Genomic DNA, 24,248 nt, shown 5'->3' with positions numbered 1-24,248 from the left:
AAAATATTATGCCAAAACCAATATTGGAAGCCGACCAACAAAACGCGGAAAAACGGATGGCTTGGTATTTGAAGATCTGAGAGCCATTCCTTTTGTCGGATCTTGGGCACAACTTAAACAAAATGTCCCAGGTTTTTTTGGGGTCGGAACAGCATTAAAATATTATGAAGATAACAATGAATTCGAAAAAGTACAACAACTTTTTAAAACCTCAAGTTTTTTCAAAACACTGATTGAAAATAGTATGATGTCCTTATCAAAATCGTTTTTCGATCTGACCAAATACATGTCTGACGATCCTGAATATGGTGCGTTTTGGAATATCATATATGAAGAATACATTACCACAAAACGCTTGATCCTTAAATTGACAGGTTACGACGATTTGATGCAGGAAGAACCTTCAGGAAAAGCGTCTATCAATATCCGTGAATCTATTGTTTTACCATTATTGACCATTCAGCAATATGCCTTAAAGAAAATTCAGGAATTGGAAAAAACAACACCGCGCGACGAAGAACAAATAAAAGTGTATGAAAAAATTGTGATGCGCTCGTTGTTTGGAAATATTAATGCGAGTCGAAATTCGGCGTAATAGTTTGAAGTATGTAATCCTAACAGGTTTTAGAAACCTGTTAGGATTGATTTTCGTTAAAACTATCTGCATCCATAACTTTTAAATTAAAAAAAGTGCTATTTAAAAATTCAATTCAAATATGCTAATGAGTCACTGGACCGCTATAATGTTAATGCCAATTTTGCATCTTGTTTTTTCAATATATTTATATAAAATAAATTTCACCAGTTCAAATTATATTTTTGGATATAAAACTCCAAAATCATTAAAAAACGAAAAAACTTTTCGCTATGCTAATAAATTTGCTCAAAGACTGCAACTAATCCTTTCGATCTTAAATCTTATATTAGCTGTTACTATTGGAATTTTCATTAATGAAACAATTGAAGCATTTACTTTAGGATCAATAATTTTAGCTATCCTTAGTATTATGATAATACCAATAACTGAAATGTTCTTATCGCTTATATTCGACAAACATGGGAATTCTAATCTTAATTGAAATTGAAGTGATTTTATAAACACAAAAGGTTTAGAAAATTTGTATTTCAAAACCATAATCACTTAAAGATCAATCTTTATATATCTACGATCATGATCTTTCAAGACTATAAGGTTTAAATCAGAAAAAAATATTCATACATTCTTTTTCAATAAAATTAGGTTTTGAAAAAATATTTTTCCACTTTTGACAAACACATGAAAAACCAAAATTTAAATATCATTTCAATTATTAGCATTGTGATTTTATCACAACGATGAGGAATGGTACACTAAATTTAAAAATATAATGTAAAGCCTTCCTTAATATCGGAAGGCTTTTTTATTAGATATGAATCAAGCAATCGTCATTATTAGCATCATCATTATTAACTCCTGTTAGTTGATACAGTATGCTATTTCCTAAAAAAGCCTGTATCAACTGCGATGCAGGCTTTTTTTATGATAAAGTTTCACCTATTGGACATCATAAATAAATCAATTTAAACACCTAAATAACAGCACTCTAATTATTAAACACAAACACTGAGTTTAGTCCTAAACAACATATTGAAAAACGCATTACAGATCGTTATACTAATTTTAAAACTTATAAATTATTATGAATACCTATTACAATAGCCAAACTATAATTTACCATAACGGCGAATTTTTAAAACCTGAAACGGCAAAATCCAGTTTATATAGCCAAACCTTACACTATGGCAACGGCGTATTTGAAGGCATCAGAACTTATAAAACCACAGAAGGCACCAAGATCTTTAAAGCCGAAGCACATTATGAACGTCTTAAATATGGCGCAAAAGTTATGGGCATTCCTTTTAATTATACCGTTGAAGAGCTTGTAGCAATTACCTACGAGCTTTTAAGAAGAAACCAATTGGAAGACGCTTATATCCGTCCTTTAATTACGACGGGCGACTCCATGGGATTATACACTTCAAAGGAATCGATCTTGACCATTCAGTGCTGGGCTTGGCCAAAACTAATGGGCGATAACTTATTACGCGTAAAAACCTCTTCGTTTGAACGTCCAAATCCAAAATCCTGTTTTGTTGAAGCTAAAGTTACCGGGCATTATATCAACTCCATTTTATCTACTAATGAAGCTAAAGACGCAGGTTTTGATGAAGCTTTATTACTCGATATGTATGGCAATGTTGCTGAATGTTCGGGTGCAAACATTTTTATGGAGAAAGACGGTCAATTATTCACACCCAAAAAAGGCAGTATCATGGCTGGAATTACACGTTCTACCATATTGGAAATTTGCCAAGAAGAAGACATTCCTGTTGAAGAGAAACATTTCAAATTAGATGAGCTTAAACAGGCCGACAGCGCATTTTTCACAGGAACGGCAGCCGAAGTGGTTGGTCTCAAATCATTGGACGATTATGAATTTCCATTACAATGGACCGATTCCTTAGGATATAAATTAATGAAGTTGTACCAAAAAGAAGTTTTAGGACAACGTAAAAATAAATTATCAAAAGTACTATGAGTGAATTAAATAAATTTAGTAAAACCGTTACTCAAGATCCCACACTACCGGCAGCGCAAGCCATGTTGCACGCTATTGGTTTGACCGATGAGGATTTAAAAAAACCTTTTATAGGCATTGCAAGCACCGGTTATGAAGGCAATCCTTGTAATATGCACTTGAATGATTTAGCGGTTCATGCTAAAAAAGGAACGGAAAACGCCGGATTGGTCGGGTTGATTTTTAACACGATTGGCGTAAGCGATGGCATTTCAAACGGAACTCCGGGCATGCGTTTTTCATTGCCTTCAAGAGATATCATTGCAGACTCTATGGAAACTGTTGTCGAAGCTATGGCATATGATGGTTTGCTTACTGTTGTAGGTTGTGATAAAAATATGCCAGGTGCCTTGATGGCAATGCTGCGTTTAAACCGACCTTCGGTATTAGTCTATGGCGGAACTATTGCGTCAGGATGCCATAACGGTAAAAAGCTGGATATCATTTCGGCATTTGAAGCCTATGGACAAAAAGTTGCTGGTACAATTGATGAAGAAGAATTTCAGGCCGTAGTACATAAAGCTTGTCCTGGCGCTGGTGCTTGTGGCGGTATGTACACAGCAAACACGATGGCATCGGCCATTGAAGCTTTAGGAATGTCACTCCCTTTTAACTCTTCAAATCCTGCGCTTAGTTCAGATAATTTAAAAGAAAAAGAAGCGGTAAAAGCTGGTGAAGCTTTGCGTTTATTGTTAGAAAGAGACATTAAACCATCTGATATCGTTACCAGAAAATCCATTGAAAATGCCTTCAGATTGGTAACGGTTCTTGGCGGATCGACCAACGCGGTACTTCACTTTTTAGCGATTGCGAAAGCAGCTCAGGTAGAATTCACTTTAGAAGATTTCAAGAACATAAGTGATAGCACCCCTTTATTGGCCAATCTTAAACCAAGTGGCGAATTTTCGATGGAAGATTTACACAACGTTGGTGGTATTCCAGGCGTGATGAAATACCTATTGGACAAAGGCATGCTTCATGGCGATTGTTTAACCGTAACTGGGAATACTTTGGCTGAAAACTTAAAAGACGTTTCAAATTTAGTTGAAGGCCAAACCATCATCAGTCCACTTGAAAATCCTATAAAAGAAACAGGACACATTCGAATCCTTTTTGGGAACTTGGCCACTGAAGGAGCGGTTGCAAAAATCACAGGAAAAGAAGGTTTATCCTTTAAAGGAACGGCCAATGTATTTGATAGTGAAATTGCCGTAAACGAAGGCATCAAAACAGGAAAAGTTAAAAAAGGTGATGTGGTCATCATCCGTTATGAAGGTCCTAAAGGCGCTCCTGGAATGCCAGAAATGTTAAAACCTACCTCTTCCATTATGGGTGCCGGTTTAGGAAAAGATGTGGCACTCATCACCGATGGCCGTTTTTCTGGCGGATCGCATGGTTTTGTGGTGGGTCACGTTTCACCAGAAGCTCAAGAAGGTGGCAATATCGCCCTTGTTAAAAATGGAGATATCATCTCAATAGATGCGGTCAACAATACCATTAACATCGAAATTTCAGATGAAGAATTAGCCGAAAGAAGAGCCAAATGGATTGCACCACCATTAAAATTTAAACGAGGCGTGCTATATAAATATGCAAAAACAGTATCGTCAGCATCCAAAGGATGTGTGACCGATGAGTTCTAAATAAATTCCTGCGAAAGCAGGAATCTCCCGTAAATGTGCAAAATTTTGTGCATAGTACATAGGGGAAATATTAAAAGTAAAAGACTATTTGAGATTCTTTTTCCAAAGGAATATAATAATATTTTTCAATATGAAAGAAACAGAAACTTTAACTAAAGAACAAAAAACAACCACTACAACTCAGCGTATTTCGGGTAGTGAGGCCATCATCAGATGTCTTATTGCTGAGGGTGTTGATATTCTATACGGTTATCCAGGAGGCGCCATTATGCCTGTTTATGATGAACTCTTTAAATATAAAGATCAAATTCACCATGTTTTAACACGTCATGAGCAAGGTGCGACACATGCTGCCCAAGGTTACGCGCGCATTTCAGGTAAAGTTGGTGTCGCCATGGCAACTTCTGGGCCCGGTGCAACCAATCTCATTACAGGTATTGCAGATGCCCAAATAGATTCCACACCAATGGTCTGCATCACAGGCCAGGTGGCATCGCATTTATTGGGAAGTGATGCGTTTCAGGAAACAGATATTATTGGTATTTCAACACCAGTTACCAAATGGAACCATCAAGTTACCAAAGCATCGCAAATACCAGAAGTTCTTGCCAAAGCATTTTATATTGCCAAAAGCGGACGTCCGGGACCAGTTTTGATTGATATCACTAAAGACGCACAATTTGAAGAATTTGATTTTTCTTATGAAAAATGCAAAGGCGTTAGAAGTTACAAACCTGTTCCAGAAACTGATATTGATGATGTCAAAGCCGCAGCACTTTTGATCAATTCTGCTAAAAAACCAATGATTATTTGGGGTCAAGGCGTTATTCTTGGCGAAGCAGAAAACGAATTGAAAGCCGTTATCGAAAAAACTGGAATTCCTGCAGCGTGGACGATTCTTGGTGCTTCGGCAATTCCTACATCTCATCCCTTAAATGTAGGAATGGTAGGAATGCACGGTAATTATGCACCTAATATACTGACCAATGACTGTGACGTATTGATTGCTATAGGCATGCGTTTTGACGATCGAGTTACAGGAAACTTGGATACTTATGCTAAACAAGCTCAAATTATCCACTTTGAAATTGATCCTGCGGAAGTTGATAAAAACGTAAAAACTGATATCTCCGTTTTAGGTGACGCCAAAGAAAGTTTATCACAATTATTGCCTTTATTAAAAGCAAATTCACATCCTGAATGGCATCAAAAATTTAAAGATTTGTATGCCATCGAATTTGAAAAAGTCATTAAGGACGATTTATATCCAACCAAGGAAGGTCTGACCATGGGCGAAGTGCTTAAAGAAATAAATAGCCAGACCAAAGGCAATGCCGCCATCGTAACTGATGTTGGCCAACATCAAATGATTGCATGCCGTTATGCCGAATTTACCACTACCAAAAGTAATATCACTTCGGGTGGATTGGGCACTATGGGATTTGCACTTCCTGCAGCTATCGGTGCAAAAATGGGGGCACCAGAGCGCGATGTTGTGGCTATTATTGGCGATGGCGGTTACCAAATGACCATTCAGGAATTGGGAACTATTTTTCAACAAAAACTACCCGTCAAGATTGTGGTTTTGAACAATGAATTTTTAGGAATGGTGCGTCAGTGGCAACAGTTGTTTTTTGACAAACGCTATGCTTCCACAGAAATGATCAATCCGGATTTTGTAGCCATTGCCAAAGCTTATTATATAGAGGCGCAAAAAGTGACCAAACGCGAAGATTTAAAAAATGCCGTTGCCGAAATGATGAATTGCGAAGGACCATACTTTTTAGAAGTTAGGGTAGAAAAAGAAGACAATGTGTTTCCAATGATCCCAAGTGGCGCCAGTGTTTCTGATGTACGCTTAGAGTAAGTTGGAAGTATGAAATCAATATTATTGTGAAGAAAAGAGAATAAAGAGAAAAGAACAAAGAATATAGAAAAGAGAAAATTGAAACAAGCAAATAAAGTCTTTTCTCTATAGTCTATTATCTATAGTCTATCCTCTATATTCTAACCTCTGATAAAAAAACATCTTAAAATAATGAACGAAACTAAATTATATACCGTATCCATTTATACCGAAAACAATATTGGTTTATTGAACCGGATTTCGGCCATTTTTCAACGGCGACATCTCAATCTTGAAAGTATTAATATTTCGGTATCAGAGATTGAAAATGTATCCAAATGGACGATCGTTTTGCAGCTTACCGAAGAGCGAATGAAGAAAATTATCGGTCAGATAGAAAAACAACTCGATGTTATCAAAGCCTATTATCATACCGAAGAAGAAACGATTTATCAAGAATCGTGCATGTTTAAACTCAAGTCTAATTTACTTTTTGATGAACGTCAAATTCAAAATATCATTAAAGATAGCCATGCGCGAATTGTGACCGTAAACCGAGAGTTTTTCGTTATTGAAAAATCAGGTCGAAAAGAGGAATTAGAATTATTGCACCGTGAATTAAGTGTTTTTGGAATCATGCAATTTACCCGTTCGGGACGTATTGCAGTAACCAAGGACGAAATGAAAATATCAAAAATGCTCGAAGCATTTCAACACTAAAAACAAAAATAAAAATGTCAAATTATTTCAACACTTTACCGTTAAGAATCCAATTAGAGCAATTAGGAAAATGTCGTTTTATGGAAGCCTCAGAATTTGAAGATGGGGTGAACGCATTAAAAGGAAAAAAAATAGTAATTATAGGCTGTGGTGCCCAAGGATTAAACCAAGGATTGAACATGCGCGACTCTGGTTTGGATATTTCTTATGCCTTACGTGACGCAGCAATTAAAGAAAAACGTGCTTCTTATACCAGTGCAACATCCAACGGATTTACGGTGGGCACTTTTGAAGAATTACTTCCTACGGCCGATCTGGTCCTGAATTTAACGCCAGACAAACAACACACTAAAGTTGTAGAAGCTGTCCAGCCTTTAATGAAAAAAGGGGCGACGTTAAGCTATTCGCACGGTTTTAATATTGTAGAAGAAGGTACCAAAATACGCAAGGATATTACGGTTATTATGGTGGCACCAAAATGCCCAGGAACCGAAGTTCGAGAAGAATATAAACGCGGTTTTGGTGTACCAACATTGATTGCCGTTCATCCTGAAAATGATCCGGAGCAAAAAGGTTTGGAACAAGCAAAAGCATATGCTGTTGCCACTGGAGGCCATAAAGCAGGTGTTTTGGAATCGTCATTTATTGCTGAAGTAAAAAGTGATTTAATGGGCGAACAAACCATTCTTTGTGGTGTACTTCAAACTGGATCTATCCTAGCTTTCGACAAAATGGTTGAAGAAGGTGTGAATCCTAATTATGCGGCCAAATTGATTCAATTGGGTTGGGAAACCATAACGGAAGCTTTAAAACATGGTGGTATTACCAATATGATGGATCGTTTGTCAAATCCGGCAAAAATCAAGGCTTTTGAATTGGCTGAAGAATTAAAAACTATCATGAAACCATTGTTTGAAAAACACATGGACGATATCATCTCTGGACATTTCTCTAAAACTATGATGGAAGATTGGGCCAATGACGATGTCAATCTTTTAAAATGGCGTGCTGCAACTGGTGAAACAGCCTTTGAAAAAACAGAATTGACCACCGATCACATTTCTGAACAAACCTATTTTGACCATAGTGTTTTGTTGGTCGCTTTTGTAAAATCAGGAGTAGAATTGGCTTTTGATACCATGGTAAGTGCCGGTATTATCGAAGATTCAGCTTACTACGAATCTTTACACGAATTACCATTGATTGCCAACACAGTAGCTAGAAAAAAACTATTCGAAATGAACCGTATTATTTCTGATACTGCAGAATATGGCTGTTATTTATTTGACCATGCGTGTAAACCATTATTAGTAGATTTCATGAAAAATGTAGATCCAAAAACGATTGGAAGGTCATTTTCAACTTCCAATGCGGTGGATAATCAAGAATTGATTGCGGTTAATGAGGCCATCAGAAACCATCCTATTGAAGCCGTGGGCAAACGCTTAAGAGCTGCAATGACGGCCATGAAAGTGATCAAAACCGATGTCAATTCCGAAAATTCGGTATTGGCATAATTCCAAAAAACCAAGATTTTATAGTTATCAATAATCTAAAAAGGCAGGATGTCAAAATCCTGCCTATAAAAAAATGTGATGAACGTTGAAACCAAAATATACTACCCAAGTTTAACGGCTGTAGAAGCAGCTGCAAGAAAACTACAAGATGTTGCCGTAGTAACACCACTCATTGAAAACCAACGTTATTCAAAGCAATTTGCTGCCAATATCGTTTTTAAACGTGAGGATTTACAACAGGTGCGTTCTTACAAAATACGTGGTGCATATAATAAAATATCGTCTTTAAGTCCAACGCAAATTGAAAATGGCATTGTGTGCGCCAGTGCTGGAAACCATGCCCAGGGCGTTGCATTATCTTGTAAATTATTAAAGATAAAAGGCACCATTTTCATGCCTTCGCCTACACCTCAACAAAAAATTGAACAAGTAAAAATGTTTGGTGAAGATTATACGGAGGTGGTTTTAGTGGGCGATACGTTTGATGATGCCAATGCTGCGGCCATGCAAGAGTGTGCACGTTTAAATAAGACGTTTATTCATCCGTTCAACGACGAAAAAGTTATTGAAGGCCAAGCAACCGTAGGTCTCGAAATTATTGACCAAGCGCAACATCCTATCCATTATGTATTTGTTCCGATTGGTGGTGGTGGACTTTCTGCTGGGCTCTCTTCAGTATTTAAGCAATTATCTCCTAACACAAAAATTATTGGCGTAGAACCTAAAGGCGCAGCATCCATGATGACGTCTTTAAAAAACAACCGTAACACTGAATTGAAAAACATTGAATGTTTTGTAGACGGTGCAGCGGTAAAACGTGTTGGCGATCTAAATTTTGCAATTTGCCAACACAACAACCTCGAAATCACTACAGTTGATGAAGGCAAGGTCTGTGAAACCATCCTCGATTTATATAATAAAGATGCAATTGTTGTAGAGCCTGCGGGCGCTTTAAGTATTGGAGCTTTAGACCAATATGCCGATGAAATAAAAGGTAAAAACGTGGTTTGCATCATTAGTGGCAGTAATAACGATATTACCAGAACCGCCGAAATTAAAGAGCGCGCACTATTATACGCCAATCTCAAACATTATTTTATAATCAAATTCCCACAGCGTGCTGGTGCACTTCGAGAATTTGTAGTTGATATTTTAGGGCCAACTGATGATATCACACACTTTGAATACACCAAAAAAACAAATCGTGAAAATGGGGCTGCTGTGGTTGGACTGGAATTAAAATCGGCCGATGATTTAGAACCCTTAATCACACGAATGAAACTCCGCAATTTTTACGGCGATTACCTGAACGACAAACCAGATTTATTTCAATTTTTAGTATAAAACACATCATGAATAGTATTCCAGAACAATTTCAAATTAAATCACAAATACATCAAAACAGCTATTTAGTCAATGGCGAATTAAAATCTTGGTCTGGAGAAAGTTCAGAAGTTTATTCTACAATTTCTTCAACCAACACCTATCAACCTACCTTATTAGGTACTATCCCAACATTAGGCGAAAAGGAAGCTTTAGAAGCCTTGGATGCTGCGGTAAACGCTTATGATAAAGGTCAAGGCTTATGGCCGACCATGAAAGTGAAAGATCGCATTGAATGCATGGAAAAATTTGTGACGCAAATGAAAACCAAGCGTGAGGAAATTGTGAAATTATTGATGTGGGAAATTGGTAAGACTCTGCCCGATTCAGAAAAAGAATTTGACAGAACCGTCGATTATGTTTATGATACGATTGAAGAATACAAACAATTAGATCGAGATAATGCCAAATTTGAAAAACATGATGGTGTTTACGCCCATATCCGAAGAGGTCCACTTGGCGTCGTTTTGTGCTTAGGACCTTATAATTATCCTTTAAATGAAACGTTTGCACTCCTAATTCCCGCATTGATAATGGGAAATACGGTGATCTTTAAACCTGCAAAATATGGTGTTTTATTGATTTCACCATTATTGGAAGCTTTTCAAAACAGCTTTCCTAAAGGTGCCGTTAATATTTTATACGGTCGTGGTAGAACAGTTGCAACACCAATTATGGAGTCTGGAAAAGTGGATGTCTTGGCACTTATTGGCAATAGCAAATCGGCCAATGCCTTACAAAACCAACATCCAAAAAGTAATAGACTGCGTCTTGTTTTAGGATTGGAAGCCAAAAATCCCGCCATCGTACTTGCCGATGCCGATTTAGATTTAGCCATCGATGAATGTATTGCCGGCGCTACATCATTCAACGGACAACGTTGTACGGCTTTAAAAATAATCTATGTGCACGAGGCTATTGTAGACGAATTCAATAAACGCTTTTCAGCGCGTGTAGATGCTTTAAAATTTGGAAATCCTTGGGAAGATGGTGCCAAATTAACGCCGTTACCAGAACCTGATAAACCGCAATATATTCAAGAATTAATTGATGATGCGCTTGAAAAAGGTGCAAAAATCCTGAATAAAAAAGGCGGAGAAACTTCTGAAAACTATATTTTTCCAGCGGTATTATATCCTGTCAATAAGGATATGCGTGTGTTTCAGGAAGAACAATTTGGACCTGTAATCCCTGTTCTTTCTTTCAAAAATATTGATGAACCCTTAGATGATATGGCGGAATCAAATTACGGCCAGCAAGTGAGTTTATTTGGTAGTGATATCAAAACCTTGGCACCATTAATCGATACTTTGGTGAATCTGGTATGTCGTGTCAACCTCAACAGTTCTTGTCAGCGTGGACCGGATGTATATCCATTCACTGGTAGAAAAGATTCTGCCGTAGCCACATTAAGTGTTCATGATGCACTGCGTTCCTTCTCTATCAGGACGTTTATAGCTTCAAAAGACAATGCTTATAACAATGCTATTTTAAAAAATTTATTAGATAGCAAAGCGTCCAATTTTGTAAGTACAGATTATATTCTTTAAAAAAAGTTATATTCTTTAAAAAAAGTTAAAAATAATTTGAGATATTAAATAAAATGTTACTTTTGAACCATGATTCTAATGAAAAATAAAATACGTCCATCAAGTCCCGCAATGGTATTGCGCAGACGCTGTGCATTCTAACCTTAAAGAAGTCACTAACGTATATTTATTTTTTACCTTGATCCATTCACTACACAATATTTACTTTTCAAATCCGATTGCTTTAAATAGCAATCGCATAAGGACATGTCATATATTATTCCGTCGCCCTTAAGGGTGCGGTCTATATTTGGAACCTAGGTGAGTCCGGTTCTTTTCTCAAAAACATAATCTTAATCTATTTTTAATTTAAACATCAAAAACAATGGACATTGTTATTGCTAATAAATCTCATGCTATTTACGCTCAGATCATTTGCGACACCATTGCAGAATCAGCAAAAGTAAGAGGCACAGGTATTGCCAGACGTACGCCTGAATACGTGATTTCCAAAATGGAAATGGGAAATGCCGTTATTGCTTTAGATGGCGACACCTTTGCTGGATTTTGCTATATCGAAGCATGGGGTCATGGCAAATTTGTTGCCAATTCAGGATTGATTGTACATCCTGATTTTAGAGAACAAGGCCTAGCCAAAAAAATCAAAGCACGAATTTTTCAACATTCCCGGGAAAAATTCCCCGATTCCAAAATATTCAGTATCACCACAGGATTGGCCGTTATGAAAATGAACAGCGAACTGGGTTATAAACCCGTTACATTTTCTGAATTGACCAACGACCAAAGTTTTTGGAATGGTTGTCAATCTTGCAAAAACTATGACATCCTTCAACGTATGGAACAAAAAATGTGCTTATGCACAGGTATGTTGTACGATCCAAAAGCAAAAAATAGTGATGAACCCAAAGTAGTAAAAGCAAAAGTGTTTCAAAGATTAAAACAAATCAAACAAACCTTGTTTTTAAAAAAAGATAAACCATGAGCAAAAAATTAGTTTTAGCCTATAGCGGCGGATTGGACACTTCCTATTGCGCTGTACATTTAAGTAAAGATCTTGGTTATGAAGTACATGCCGTAAGTGTGAATACTGGCGGATTTACTTTAGATGAAATCAAAAAAATCGAAACCAATGCCTATAAAATGGGCGTTTCTACCTATAAAAATTTGGACGCCGTAGCGTCGTATTATGACAAAGTCATCAAATATTTGATTTATGGAAATGTGTTAAAAAACAACACTTATCCATTGTCAGTAAGTGCAGAACGCATCATTCAAGCCATTGAAATTGTTGAATATGCCAAGAGCATCAATGCTGGCTATATTGCCCATGGCAGTACAGGCGCCGGTAACGACCAAGTACGTTTTGATATGATTTTTCAAACCCTGGCACCTCATATTGAAATCATCACACCAATTAGAGATCTGAAATTATCCCGACAGGAAGAAATTGATTATCTGAAAAGCAATGGCGTGGACATGTCATGGGACAAAGCCAAATACTCAGTCAACAAAGGCCTTTGGGGAACAAGTGTGGGCGGTGAAGAAACCTTAACTTCCGAAAAACCATTGCCAGAACAAGCATATCCGTCGCAATTGCAAAAGCAAGGCGAAGAAAAAGTCACGCTTACTTTTAACAAAGGACAATTAGTGGCTTTAAATGGCACTTCTAATACACCAGAAAAAAATATCGAAATCTTAAATACATTGGCTTCTTCTTATGCCATTGGTCGTGATATTCACGTGGGCGATACCATAGTTGGTATTAAAGGACGTGTTGGTTTTGAAGCTGCCGCTGCGCTTATTACCATTAAAGCGCATCATTTATTGGAAAAGCACACGTTGACCAAATGGCAATTACAGCATAAGGAATACTTATCTAGTTTTTACGGCATGCATTTGCATGAAGGCCAATATTTAGATCCTGTAATGCGCAATATAGAAGCCTTTTTAGAGAGCAGTCAACAAACCGTTTCGGGTGATGTGATTGTGAGCTTAAAACCTTATCATTTTACCTTAGATGGGATTGCTTCTGAACACGATTTGATGAATGCCAAATTTGGCAGTTATGGCGAAATGAACAAAGGTTGGACCGCTGATGAAGCCAAAGGATTTATAAAAATTATCGGTAATCAAAATAAGATTTACCATCAAGTCAATTCAGAATCATGATTAACGTTGGCATTATTGGAGGTGCAGGATATACGGCTGGCGAATTGATCAGACTGTTGTTGAACCATCCCAAAGCAAACCTCAATTTTATTTATAGCACTTCAAACGCCGGAAATAAAATTTATAAAGTACATCAAGATTTGATCGGCAGCACGGATTTGGAATTTTCAAGTACGATTAATGCAGATGTAGATGTTGTGTTTTTATGCTTGGGCCATGGCAACTCAAAAGCATTTTTAGAAACGCATAAATTTTCTTCAAAAACGAAGATCATCGATTTAAGCAATGATTTCAGATTGGAAAAAGATCGTGATTTTCAAGGAATGCATTTTGTTTATGGTTTACCCGAACTTCAAAAAGAAGCGGTTAAAAAAGCAAATTACATCGCCAATCCAGGATGTTTTGCAACGGGTATTCAATTGGCACTTTTGCCTTTGGCAGCGCAGCAACTTTTAAAAAGTGATGTTCATATCAACGCTGTGACCGGTTCTACAGGTGCTGGAACGTCTTTATCAGAAACCACGCATTTTTCATGGCGAGATAATAATTTTTCACATTATAAAGCCTTTAATCATCAGCATTTAGGCGAAATCAATGAAAGCATCAAAGGTTTACAAAAAGATGCGACAAGCGATGTGTTTCTAATTCCAAACCGAGGTAATTTCTCTAGAGGCATTTTTGTTACCACTTATACCGATTTTGACGGAAGTTTGGAAGAGGCGAAAAACCTATACAAAACCTATTATAAAGAAGCGCCGTTTACGATTGTTTCCGATGATAACATCCATCTCAAACAAGTAGTAAACACCAATAAATGCATCCTTCATTTGGAAAAACATAACAACAAATTGCTGATTACGAGTATTGTTGATAATTTATTAAAAGGTGCTTCTGGTCAGGCTGTTCAAAATATGAATTTGATGTTCGGATTTGAAGAAACCGAAGGTTTAATGCTTAAGGCTAATTACTTTTAGTAAAAGTTGAATTGAAAAAATAACCGCCTAAACAGGCATTAATAAGATACCCGCCTTCGCGGGCATAAAAATGAAAATAGCAATCATCGGCACAGGAAACTTAGGTAAATCGATAGCCAGAGGTTTGATCACCACCAATGCGATCACCACTTTATATCTTACAAAAAGAAATACAGATGATATTTTAGAATTTGATGGCTTTAAAAATGTCACATTAACTTCCGATAATCTTTTAGCGGTCCAGAATTCTGATATTTTAATTTTTGCAGTTCAGCCTTCACATTTAGAAAAAGTTTTAAAGGAAATTCTTCCTTTATTGGCCATAAATCACGTGATTATTTCGACCGTCACCGGATTTAATATTTCCAAAATTGAAGCTGTTATTGGCACCGATCAATTCATTATCAGAGCCATGCCAAATACGGCCATTGCCGTTGGAAAATCCATGACTTGTATTTGTAGTAATGTTAAAGGTGAAAAACGCATTAAAGTAGCTGAAGCCATTTTTAACCGTTTAGGCCATTCGTTGATTATTCCAGAATCACAAATGCAGGCCGCAACCGTAGTGTGCGCCAGCGGTGTTGCCTTTTGGATGCGTCTTATCAGGGCGTCAACACAAGCCGCTATCCAATTAGGTTTTGATGCCAAAGAAGCACAACAATTGGCCATGTACACGAGTGAAGGCGCAGCCAGTTTATTGATTGCAAATGGTCAGCATCCCGAAGAGGAAATTGATTTGGTTACCACGCCAAAAGGATGCACCATTGAAGGTTTAAATGAAATGGAACACAAAGGATTAAGTTCTTCGTTGATCCATGGTATGGTCGCTTCCTACAACAAAATAAGTACAATTAAAACAGAACAATTATGAGTTTATTTAACGTCTATCCACTTTTTGATATCACGCCTGTACGCGCCAAAGATCTTTCGGTTTATGACGATAAAGGTGTAGAATATCTCGATTTATATGGTGGCCATGCCGTAATATCCATCGGACATTCACATCCAGAATATGTGTCGGCCGTTTCAAATCAAATTGAAAACTTAGGTTTTTATAGCAATGCCATTCAAAATCCGCTACAAGTAGCTTTGGCACGCGAACTCGAGCGTATTTCAGGTTGTAAGGATTACCAATTGTTTTTATGTAATTCGGGTGCCGAAGCCAACGAAAACGCCTTGAAACTCGCTTCATTCCATACAGGAAAAAAGAAGGTTTTGGCATTTAAAAACTCATTTCACGGACGTACCTCAGCAGCCGTTGCAACTACTGATGATCTAAAAATTGTAGCGCCATTAAACGCACAACATGAAGTCGATTTTGTGAATTTAGGCAATTTACAAGGCGTTGAATATATCCTTAAAAAAGGTGAAACCTGCGCTGTTATTATCGAATGCATTCAAGGTGTTGGTGGACTGGATGAAAGTACTACTGAATTTTACCAAGGTCTTGAAAAATTGTGCAAAACCTATAATGTCATGTTGATTGCTGATGAAGTACAATCTGGTTACGGAAGAACTGGCGACTTTTTTGCTTTTCAAAAATATGGTTGGACACCAGATATTATTTCCATAGCAAAAGGTATGGGCAATGGTTTCCCAGTTGGCGGCATTCTGATCCATCCCGATATCAAAGCGTCTTTTGGCTTGTTGGGTACTACTTTTGGTGGTAATCATTTGGCTTGTGCAGCATCATTAGCTGTTTTGAAAGTTTTGGAATCTGAAAACTTAATGAAAAATGCCGATGACATGTCGGCGTATTTCATTGAGAAATCACAGAATTTACCACACTTAAAAAGTATTAAAGGCCGCGGATTGATGTTGGGATTGGAATTTGATTTTCCGGTTGCAGACTTGCGCAAAAAACTGATTTATACCCATAAAATATTTACAGGAAGTGCCAAAAATCCAAATTTGATACGTATTCTTCCTTCATTAACCATTAAGAAACATCATATCGATTTGTTTTTTGACGCATTAAAGCAAGAATTACTGTTGATGAATGGTATGTAATCCAGTAAGGTCTTCAAAACTACCTACAAGGTTTTCAAAACCTTGTAGGTCTAATAAAACGACGAATTAAAAAGATTCCGCCTCGCGGGAAGTGAACATGAAAAAATACACCGAAATAAAAGACATTTCCAACCTTTCTGAAATGATCAAGGAAGCTATTTTACTCAAAATGCAACCTTTTGAATTTTCGGAATTAGGAAAACACAAAACCTTAGTTATGCTGTTTTTCAACTCAAGTTTAAGAACCCGATTGAGCACCGAAAAAGCAGCGCGAAATTTAGGAATGCACGTTAGTATTCTGAACATCAACGATGCTTGGAATATTGAATTTGAAGACGGCAGTATTATGAATGCCGGAAGTTCAGAACATATTAAAGAAGCCGCACAGGTCATTTCTCAATATGCCGATATTATTGCAGTTCGTGCGTTTCCTACACTCACGGACAAAGCAAAAGATGCTTCGGAATATATTTTAAAGAGTTTTATAAAATACGCCACCGTGCCCATTGTAAATATGGAAAGTGCAACTGCCCATCCTTTACAAGCGTTGGCAGATGCAATTACCATTACCGAACTTACTGAAAAACGCAAACCTAAAGTTGTTTTGTCTTGGGCGCCACATCCAAAAGCGTTGCCTCAGGCAGTTGCCAATTCGTTCGTGGAAATGATGCAAAAAATGGAAGTGGATTTGACCATCACGCATCCGGAAGGTTATGAACTTGATGAAAAAATCACTAAAAATACACCTATCAACCACAATCAGGAAGAAGCTTTAAAAGATGCCGATTTTGTATATGTCAAAAACTGGAGCAATTATAAAGATTACGGCAAAATCCTCAACCAGGATCCGAGTTGGATGATGACCCAACAAAAATTGGGAAATGCCAAGTTTATGCACTGTTTGCCGGTACGGCGAAATGTAATTGTAGAAGATGCGGTTTTGGATAGTGCTAATTCCATCGTTATCAACCAGGCTAATAATCGGACTTTTGCGGCGCAAGTGGTCCTGAAACGTATATTAGAGAATTTATAAGACCTAACAGGTTTTTAAAAGCTGTTAGGTCTGAAAAACATACCCGTTTTCACGGGCATACTATGAAAACACTAAAAATTGTAAAAATAGGAGGTAATATCATCGATAATGATGTGGCATTATCTTCGTTTTTGGAAGCGTTTGCGGCAATAGAATCACCTAAAATATTGATTCATGGCGGAGGCAAATTAGCAACACAGCTTGCCAATCAATTAGGCTTAGAAGTCAAAATGATTGATGGCAGACGCATTACCGATCAAGCTACATTAGATCTTATTACGATGGTTTATGCCGGAAAAATAAACAAAACTATTGTCGCACAATTACAATCCAAAAAATGCAATGCCATCGGGTTCTCGGGCGCCGATGGAAATACGATTATCTCCAAAAAACGTCCTATAAAACCTATTGATTTCGGATTTGTAGGCGATGTCAAAAAAGTGAACACAAAAACGCTTCAAGTTTTATTGGAGCACAACGTTACACCCGTATTTTGCGCTTTAACGCACGATCAAAACGGACAACTTTTAAATACCAATGCCGATACGATTGCATCAGAATTAGCGATTGGTTTTGCCGATCACTATCAAACGGAATTGTATTATTGTTTTGAAAAAAACGGCGTTCTCAAAGATAGAAATGATGAAAATTCGGTTATTAAACAGATTACGACAACATCCTATCAAAATTTGATTGATACTAAAATCATTGTTGACGGCATGCTTCCAAAACTGAACAATTGTATTCATGCCATTGAAAAAAATGTGCATAAAGTATGCATCGGAAAACCAGAAATGTTATTTGACACCACGGCTAATTTTACAACCATTACCAAATGATCCAGAAACTGACCACTGATGCCATTGCATTATTAAAAAAACTGATTGAAACACCTTCGTTTTCATCAGAAGAAGACCAAACGGCATTACTTATTGAACAATGGTTTCAAAGCTATAATATCGATTACAAAAGAACAGCCAACAATGTTTGGGCATTAAATAAATATTTTGATGCGTCCAAACCTACGTTATTGCTCAATTCGCATCATGATACCGTAAAACCAAATACCGCTTACACGAAAGATCCTTTTAAGGCCATTGTTGAAGATGGCAAGTTATTTGGCTTGGGCAGTAATGATGCCGGCGGATGCTTAGTGTCGTTAATGGCAACTTTTGCTTATTTTTATGAGCATCAAAACCTAAATTATAATTTGGTGATTGTCGCTTCCGCAGAAGAAGAAAGCAGCGGTCCAAATGGGTTGAACAGCATGTTGCCAATTATCCCAAAAATAGATGTCGCCATCGTGGGCGAACCAACTTTGATGCAACTCGCCATCGCCGAAAAGGGCCTTGTCGTTTTTGATGCGAAGGTAAAAGGAACGCCAAGCCATGCGGCGCATCCTAATGAGGATAATGCTATTTATAATTGCATCAACGTATTACAATGGTTTAAAAATTATAAATTTGAAAAAACATCTGATGTTTTAGGCGAAGTTAAATTGACCGTTTCCCAAATACATGCTGGCAAACAGCACAATGCAGTTCCGGCAGAAGTAGATTTGGTAATCGATGTACGCGTGAATGATTGTTATACCAATGCCGAAATTGTAGAAATCCTTCAAAAAGAAGCACCTTGTAGCAGCATCATTCCACGGAGTTTACGATTGAACTCATCGTCAATTCCTAAAGATCATGCTTTGGTAAAAGCGGGAATTGCTTTAGGTCGCGAAACTTATGGCTCACCTACCCTTTCTGATCAAGCAGTTTTAAGTTGCCCGTCATTAAAACTGGGTCCAGGAGATAGCACCCGATCGCATTCGGCAGATGAGTTTATTTATATCAGCGAAATTGAAGAAGGTATTGCATTGTATATTCAGCTATTGAAAAAAATATAGTTTTAGGCGACCTGCAAGGTTTTACCCGACCTGCAAGGTTTTAAAAACCTTGTAGGTCTTATGAATAAAAAAAATAAAATAATTTAAAAAAAGAAGCGCAGGAATCCCGAAAGCTTTCAGGACTGCCTTCGCAGGAATTTGTATGAAACTCTGGGATAAAGGTATTAGTATCGATAAAAAAATAGAACAATTCACGGTTGGAAATGACCGAGAAATTGATGTACATATTGCTCAATACGATGTTCAAGCATCTTTGGCACATGCTCAAATGTTGCAATCTATTGGTATTTTATCAGAAGAAGAACTAGCACAGTTAGAAGGTGGTTTAAAAATTTTGGCACAGCAAATTGAAGATGGCACTTTTACTATCGACGCTCAATTTGAAGATGTTCATTCCAAAATCGAATTTGAACTCACCAAAACTCTCGGCGAAGTCGGTAAAAAAATCCATACGGCGCGTTCCAGAAACGATCAGGTTTTAGTGGCTTTACAACTTTTTTACAAAGAAAATATCAACATCATTTACGATAAAACAGAAGTGTTTTTCAATACCTTGTTGGATTTGGCCGAAGCTCACAAAAAATCCTTACTTCCGGGATACACACATTTACAAGTGGCCATGCCATCGTCTTTTGGACTGTGGTTTTCTGCTTACGCCGAATTGCTTATTGACGATGTGTATTTGCTTAACGCCGCTTTAAAAACGGTCGATCAGAATCCGTTGGGATCTGCAGCTGGTTATGGCAGCTCTTTTGGAATTGATCGTGAATTTACTACAAATGCATTGCACTTTTCAACCTTAAAATACAATGTGGTTGCTGCGCAAATGGCACGAGGTAAAAGTGAACGTACCATTGCGCTAACCTTAGGAAGTTTGTGCAATACGATGGCGCGTTTTGCGATGGATATCTGCTTATATATAAGCCAAAATTTTGGTTTTGTAAGTTTTCCTGACGAATTGACCACAGGCAGTAGCATCATGCCACATAAGAAGAATCCTGATGTATTTGAACTTATTCGTGGAAAATGTAATAAGATCCAAGCGTTACAAACCGAAATGATTTTGATTACCAACAATCTTCCAAGTGGCTACCATCGGGATTATCAGCTGTTAAAAGAACACATGATTTTAGCTATCAATGATGTAAAGGATATTTTGGATATTTTTAACTACGCCATTCAGCAAATAGAAGTTAAAGACATTAATTTAAAAGATGCCAAATACCAATATCTCTTTACTGTTGATAATATCAATACTTTAGTTGAAAGTGGCATGAGTTTCCGTGAGGCTTATCAAATTATAGGCAAACAAGTACAAGAAGGCACTTATACACCAGATACATCCAAAGAACATACCCATATTGGGAGTATGGGGAATTTGTATTTGGAGGCAATTAAACTAAAGTTTCCTAGAAGAGAAAAGCATCCGTAACGGATGCTTTTCAGAAGAGCTACTATCTAAAAATCTGACTAACCATGTTAAATAATAGTAGATTGTCCCAAGTGAATATTTGTAAAATTCATATTCGTATCTTTTGGATTGTTGATGAAATCTTCAATAAAATCGCCCACTTTAGTGGTTGAGATATGATTAAATTTGCTATTCAAATCTGGTGTTGTAATATTCAATTTTAAAGAACGCTCCACCCCTTCTCTAACCAATTCGGCTTCTTCATAAAGTTCAAAATGATCCAATAGCATGGCAGCAGATAAAATAGATGCAATCGGATTGGCAATTCCCAAATCTTTTGCCTGTGGATAAGAGCCGTGAATAGGCTCAAACATGGCAAAGTAATCGCCAACAGATGCCGAAGCCAATAAGCCGATAGAACCACCTATAACGCTTGCCTCATCGCTAATAATATCCCCAAACATATTTTCTGTAAGGATCACATCAAATTGTTTTGGGTTTAAGATGATTTGCATCGCGGCATTGTCGACAAATAAATAATCTAATTGAACATCTTTATAATCTTCTGAAATTTCTTTAACTACTTTTCGCCATAAGCGTGAAGATTCCAAAACATTCGCCTTATCTACCAAAGTAACTTTACGTTTTCTGGATTGCGCGGCCTTGAATGCCAAATGAGCAATGCGCTGAATTTCATCACGTGAATACACGCACAGATCGGAAGCTGTATTGCCATCTTCGCTAAGCGTTTTTTCACCGAAATAAATACCGCCTGTTAATTCTCTATAAATACAAATGTCCGTACCCCTTATAATTTGCTTTTTTAATGGGGATTTATCCAGAAGTGTGTCATAGGCTTTTACAGGTCTGATGTTGGCAAACAAACCCAATTCCTTGCGTAGTTTTAGCAAACCTTGCTCAGGACGAACTTGTGCTGTCGGATCGTTATCATATTTTGGATCACCAATGGCACCGAATAAAATGGCATCGGTGTTTTTACATAAATCTAGGGTTTGCTTTGGTAAGGGATCTCCCGTTTCATCAATGGCAATGGCCCCTACCGGTGCATATTTAAATTCAAATGAGTGGTCAAATTCTTGTGCAATGGCTTTGAGTACTTTCACCGCTTGCGTGGTTACTTCTGGTCCTATGCCATCTCCTGGCAATACAGCTATTTTTAGTTTCATATAAATTCCAGCGAAGGCTATTTCAAAAATTCAAGAATCCCTTCTATTGTTTTAATGTTATTTTATCTTTTTAGTCAATTTTTATTGCTTTGATACTATTGATTTTAGACTTGCACTGTTTAAGACCTAAAGGTTATTTATACCTACAAGGTTTTTGAAACCTTGCAGGAATTTCTGAAACCTTGTAGGAGTTTAAAACCTTGCGCAAACAAACGGATTAGTACGCAATATTTTTCTCAAACGCTTCAATACTTTCTTTTTTACTCAATAAATAGTCAATATCATCATACCCATTGATCATACATGTTTTTTTGTAGGCATCAATCTCAAAGCTTTCTGAATGGTTTGATCCATCAATTTTGATAGTTTGTGCTTCCAAATTTACCGTGATTTTTGTGTTTGGATCTGTTTTGATAATAGTCATCAATTCCTTCAAAAATTCAGGAGAAACCTGAACCGGAAGTAATCCGTTATTAAGTGCATTGCCTTTAAAAATATCTGCAAAAAAGCTCGACACGATCACTTTAAATCCATAATCTGTTAATGCCCAAGCGGCATGTTCCCTACTACTGCCACATCCAAAATTATCTCCAGCGACCAAAATAGGACCTTCAAATTGCGATTGATTCAATACGAAATCTGCATTAACTGAATTATCTTTTTTAAATCGCCAATCTCTAAACAAGTTTTGACCAAAACCATCTCTGTTGGTAACTTTTAAAAAGCGTGCAGGAATAATTTGATCCGTATCAACGTTTTCGTTTTCTAACGGAATGGCTGTTGCTGTTAAGGTTTTAAATTTTTCCATTTTATGCCCGCGAAGGCGGGTATCTATTTAATTACTTTCTATTTTTTTGCCACGTCCCGATAGCAATCGGGATCAAGAATGATTTTCTGTGGCTTTTTTTAAAAACCTACAAGGTTTTAGAAACCTTGCAGGTTGGTTTCTCTAATTCAACTGCTTGGTAATATCAATAATCTTTCCTTCAACAGCGGTTGCAGCAGCCATTAATGGGCTTGCCAAAATAGTTCGTGCACCTTGGCCTTGTCGGCCTTCAAAATTTCTGTTGGATGTAGAAACGCAATATTCACCTTGCGGAATTTTATCATCGTTCATGGCCAAACATGCGGAACATCCTGGCTGGCGCAATTCAAATCCGGCATCATCAAAAATGGTTTTTAAACCTTCTTCAATAATCTGAGTTTCCACTTGTTTACTTCCAGGTACTAACCACGCCGTGACATTATCTGCTTTTCGTTTGCCTTTGATATAATCGGCAGCAATCCTAAAATCTTCAATTCTTGAATTGGTACAACTCCCTATAAAAACAAAATTTATCGGTTTACCAATCAAGGTTTCGCCTTTCTTAAAGTTCATATAATCCAAGGCCTTTTCAAAAGACGCATCACTGGTTTCTGGAATAAATTCTGAAATTTTTATGCCCATTCCCGGGTTGGTGCCATAGGTAAGCATCGGTTCAATATCTTCGGCATCAAAATGGTATTCTTTATCAAAAACAGCATCATCATCGGTTGGAAGTGTTTTCCAATAGGCGACTTTTTTATCAAACGCCTCACCTTTTGGTGCAAATTTCCGACTTTTAACATATTCAAAAGTTGTTTCATCTGGTGCAATCATACCACCTCTTGCGCCCATTTCAATACTCATATTACAGACGGTCATACGACCTTCCATAGACATGTTTTCAAAAACATCACCAGCATATTCACAAAAATAGCCTGTGCCAGCATTGGTCCCGATTTTTGAAATAATGTAAAGAATAACATCTTTTGGAAGAACTCCATGTTTTAATTTACCGTTAACCGTTACGCGCAAACTTTTTGGCTTGGTAAGCAATAAACACTGACTTGCAAAAACTTGTGCCACTTGACTGGTTCCAATTCCGAAGGCGATGGTTCCAAAAGCACCATGCGTTGAAGTATGGCTATCGCCACACACAATGGTCATACCAGGTTGGGTAATGCCCAATTCTGGTGCCATAACGTGTACAATGCCATTGTACTTATGGCCCAATTCGTACAGCGTGATGTTATTTTTCTCACAATTTTCAGAAAGTTGCTCCAATTGTTTTCTGGACAGCGCATCTTTAATTGGCAAATGCTGATTGATAGTTGGTGTATTATGATCGGCCGTAGCCACAATCTGATCAGGCCTAAACACTGGAATATGACGTTCTTCAAGTTCTTTAAATGCTTGTGGACTCGTCACTTCATGAATAAGGTGTTTGTCGATATATAAAATTTGCGGACCATTGGCAATGGTATCCACCAC

The 24,248-nt window shown here is 37.3% G+C and carries 21 protein-coding genes; 18 read left to right on the top strand and 3 right to left on the bottom strand.

Annotated elements, in window-relative coordinates; translation table 11 throughout:
- The 18 genes from VNJ50_RS06155 to argH form a co-directional block, all read left to right on the top strand.
- Positions 1 to 595 (top strand): phosphoenolpyruvate carboxylase (locus VNJ50_RS06155; RefSeq protein ID WP_325580046.1); only part of this gene is annotated, 595 nt, incomplete at its 5' end.
- Between the two features lie 121 nt (positions 596 to 716).
- Positions 717 to 1,079: an SdpI family protein gene (locus VNJ50_RS15655; RefSeq protein WP_414652869.1), complete on the top strand. Its 363-nt coding sequence runs from the start codon at positions 717 to 719 to the stop codon at positions 1,077 to 1,079.
- Positions 1,080 to 1,679: 600 nt separating this feature from the next.
- Positions 1,680 to 2,579 carry a branched-chain amino acid transaminase gene (locus VNJ50_RS06150; RefSeq protein ID WP_325580044.1) on the top strand — a complete coding sequence of 300 codons (900 nt, stop codon included), beginning with the start codon at positions 1,680 to 1,682 and terminating at the stop codon, positions 2,577 to 2,579.
- Complete coding sequence (ilvD, locus tag VNJ50_RS06145) at positions 2,576 to 4,261, top strand: dihydroxy-acid dehydratase (protein ID WP_325580042.1); 1,686 nt, start codon at positions 2,576 to 2,578, stop codon at positions 4,259 to 4,261. The genes VNJ50_RS06150 and ilvD overlap by 4 nt, the downstream gene beginning before the upstream one ends.
- A gap of 130 nt (positions 4,262 to 4,391) precedes the next feature.
- Positions 4,392 to 6,128 carry a biosynthetic-type acetolactate synthase large subunit gene (gene ilvB / locus VNJ50_RS06140; RefSeq protein WP_325580040.1) on the top strand — a complete coding sequence of 579 codons (1,737 nt, stop codon included), beginning with the start codon at positions 4,392 to 4,394 and terminating at the stop codon, positions 6,126 to 6,128.
- A 171-nt stretch (positions 6,129 to 6,299) separates the two neighbouring features.
- Positions 6,300 to 6,827 carry an acetolactate synthase small subunit gene (gene ilvN, locus VNJ50_RS06135; RefSeq protein WP_325580038.1) on the top strand — a complete coding sequence of 176 codons (528 nt, stop codon included), beginning with the start codon at positions 6,300 to 6,302 and terminating at the stop codon, positions 6,825 to 6,827.
- A gap of 14 nt (positions 6,828 to 6,841) precedes the next feature.
- Positions 6,842 to 8,344, top strand: a complete 1,503-nt coding sequence (ilvC, locus tag VNJ50_RS06130; protein ID WP_325580037.1) for a ketol-acid reductoisomerase — start codon at positions 6,842 to 6,844, stop codon at positions 8,342 to 8,344.
- A gap of 78 nt (positions 8,345 to 8,422) precedes the next feature.
- Positions 8,423 to 9,688 carry a threonine ammonia-lyase IlvA gene (gene ilvA, locus VNJ50_RS06125; protein WP_325580035.1) on the top strand — a complete coding sequence of 422 codons (1,266 nt, stop codon included), beginning with the start codon at positions 8,423 to 8,425 and terminating at the stop codon, positions 9,686 to 9,688.
- Between the two features lie 8 nt (positions 9,689 to 9,696).
- Positions 9,697 to 11,277: an NADP-dependent glyceraldehyde-3-phosphate dehydrogenase gene (locus VNJ50_RS06120; RefSeq protein ID WP_325580033.1), complete on the top strand. Its 1,581-nt coding sequence runs from the start codon at positions 9,697 to 9,699 to the stop codon at positions 11,275 to 11,277.
- A 364-nt stretch (positions 11,278 to 11,641) separates the two neighbouring features.
- Positions 11,642 to 12,259, top strand: a complete 618-nt coding sequence (locus VNJ50_RS06115) for a GNAT family N-acetyltransferase (protein WP_325580032.1) — start codon at positions 11,642 to 11,644, stop codon at positions 12,257 to 12,259.
- Positions 12,256 to 13,446 (top strand): argininosuccinate synthase, encoded by a 1,191-nt coding sequence (locus VNJ50_RS06110; protein WP_325580031.1) that lies wholly within the window; start codon positions 12,256 to 12,258, stop codon positions 13,444 to 13,446. The genes VNJ50_RS06115 and VNJ50_RS06110 overlap by 4 nt, the downstream gene beginning before the upstream one ends.
- The gene (gene argC, locus VNJ50_RS06105; RefSeq protein WP_325580029.1) at positions 13,443 to 14,420 is read left to right on the top strand and encodes an N-acetyl-gamma-glutamyl-phosphate reductase; all 978 of its coding nucleotides are present in this window, start codon (positions 13,443 to 13,445) and stop codon (positions 14,418 to 14,420) included. Before VNJ50_RS06110 ends, argC begins: the two co-directional genes overlap by 4 nt.
- Positions 14,421 to 14,490: 70 nt before the next feature.
- The gene (gene proC / locus VNJ50_RS06100) at positions 14,491 to 15,291 is read left to right on the top strand and encodes a pyrroline-5-carboxylate reductase (protein ID WP_325580028.1); all 801 of its coding nucleotides are present in this window, start codon (positions 14,491 to 14,493) and stop codon (positions 15,289 to 15,291) included.
- Complete coding sequence (locus VNJ50_RS06095) at positions 15,288 to 16,430, top strand: aspartate aminotransferase family protein (protein WP_325580027.1); 1,143 nt, start codon at positions 15,288 to 15,290, stop codon at positions 16,428 to 16,430. The genes proC and VNJ50_RS06095 overlap by 4 nt, the downstream gene beginning before the upstream one ends.
- A gap of 97 nt (positions 16,431 to 16,527) precedes the next feature.
- On the top strand, positions 16,528 to 17,463 hold the full coding sequence (locus VNJ50_RS06090) for an N-acetylornithine carbamoyltransferase (RefSeq protein ID WP_325580026.1): 936 nt from the start codon (positions 16,528 to 16,530) through the stop codon (positions 17,461 to 17,463).
- A 62-nt stretch (positions 17,464 to 17,525) separates the two neighbouring features.
- On the top strand, positions 17,526 to 18,302 hold the full coding sequence (argB, locus tag VNJ50_RS06085) for an acetylglutamate kinase (protein ID WP_325580024.1): 777 nt from the start codon (positions 17,526 to 17,528) through the stop codon (positions 18,300 to 18,302).
- Complete coding sequence (locus tag VNJ50_RS06080) at positions 18,299 to 19,357, top strand: M20 family metallo-hydrolase (protein ID WP_325580022.1); 1,059 nt, start codon at positions 18,299 to 18,301, stop codon at positions 19,355 to 19,357. The genes argB and VNJ50_RS06080 overlap by 4 nt, the downstream gene beginning before the upstream one ends.
- Positions 19,358 to 19,499: 142 nt before the next feature.
- Positions 19,500 to 20,789 (top strand): argininosuccinate lyase, encoded by a 1,290-nt coding sequence (argH, locus tag VNJ50_RS06075; protein ID WP_325580020.1) that lies wholly within the window; start codon positions 19,500 to 19,502, stop codon positions 20,787 to 20,789.
- Positions 20,790 to 20,836: 47 nt separating this feature from the next.
- Here argH and leuB read toward each other — a convergent pair whose 3' ends face one another.
- From leuB to leuC, 3 genes are all read right to left on the bottom strand, one after another.
- The gene (leuB, locus tag VNJ50_RS06070) at positions 20,837 to 21,955 is read right to left on the bottom strand and encodes a 3-isopropylmalate dehydrogenase (RefSeq protein WP_325580018.1); all 1,119 of its coding nucleotides are present in this window, start codon (positions 21,953 to 21,955) and stop codon (positions 20,837 to 20,839) included.
- A gap of 217 nt (positions 21,956 to 22,172) precedes the next feature.
- Entirely contained in the window at positions 22,173 to 22,763 is a 591-nt protein-coding gene (leuD, locus tag VNJ50_RS06065) for a 3-isopropylmalate dehydratase small subunit (protein WP_325580016.1), read from the bottom strand.
- Positions 22,764 to 22,904: 141 nt separating this feature from the next.
- Positions 22,905 to 24,248, bottom strand: a 1,344-nt coding sequence (leuC, locus tag VNJ50_RS06060) for a 3-isopropylmalate dehydratase large subunit (RefSeq protein ID WP_325580014.1), incomplete at its 5' end; no start/stop codon positions are given.

Origin of the sequence: Gelidibacter sp., assembly GCF_035577925.1 — a bacterium.
Classification (GTDB): Bacteria; Bacteroidota; Bacteroidia; order Flavobacteriales; family Flavobacteriaceae; genus Gelidibacter.
Note: the sequence above shows the minus strand (reverse complement) of the source record. Positions and strands in the feature narration are given on the sequence as shown.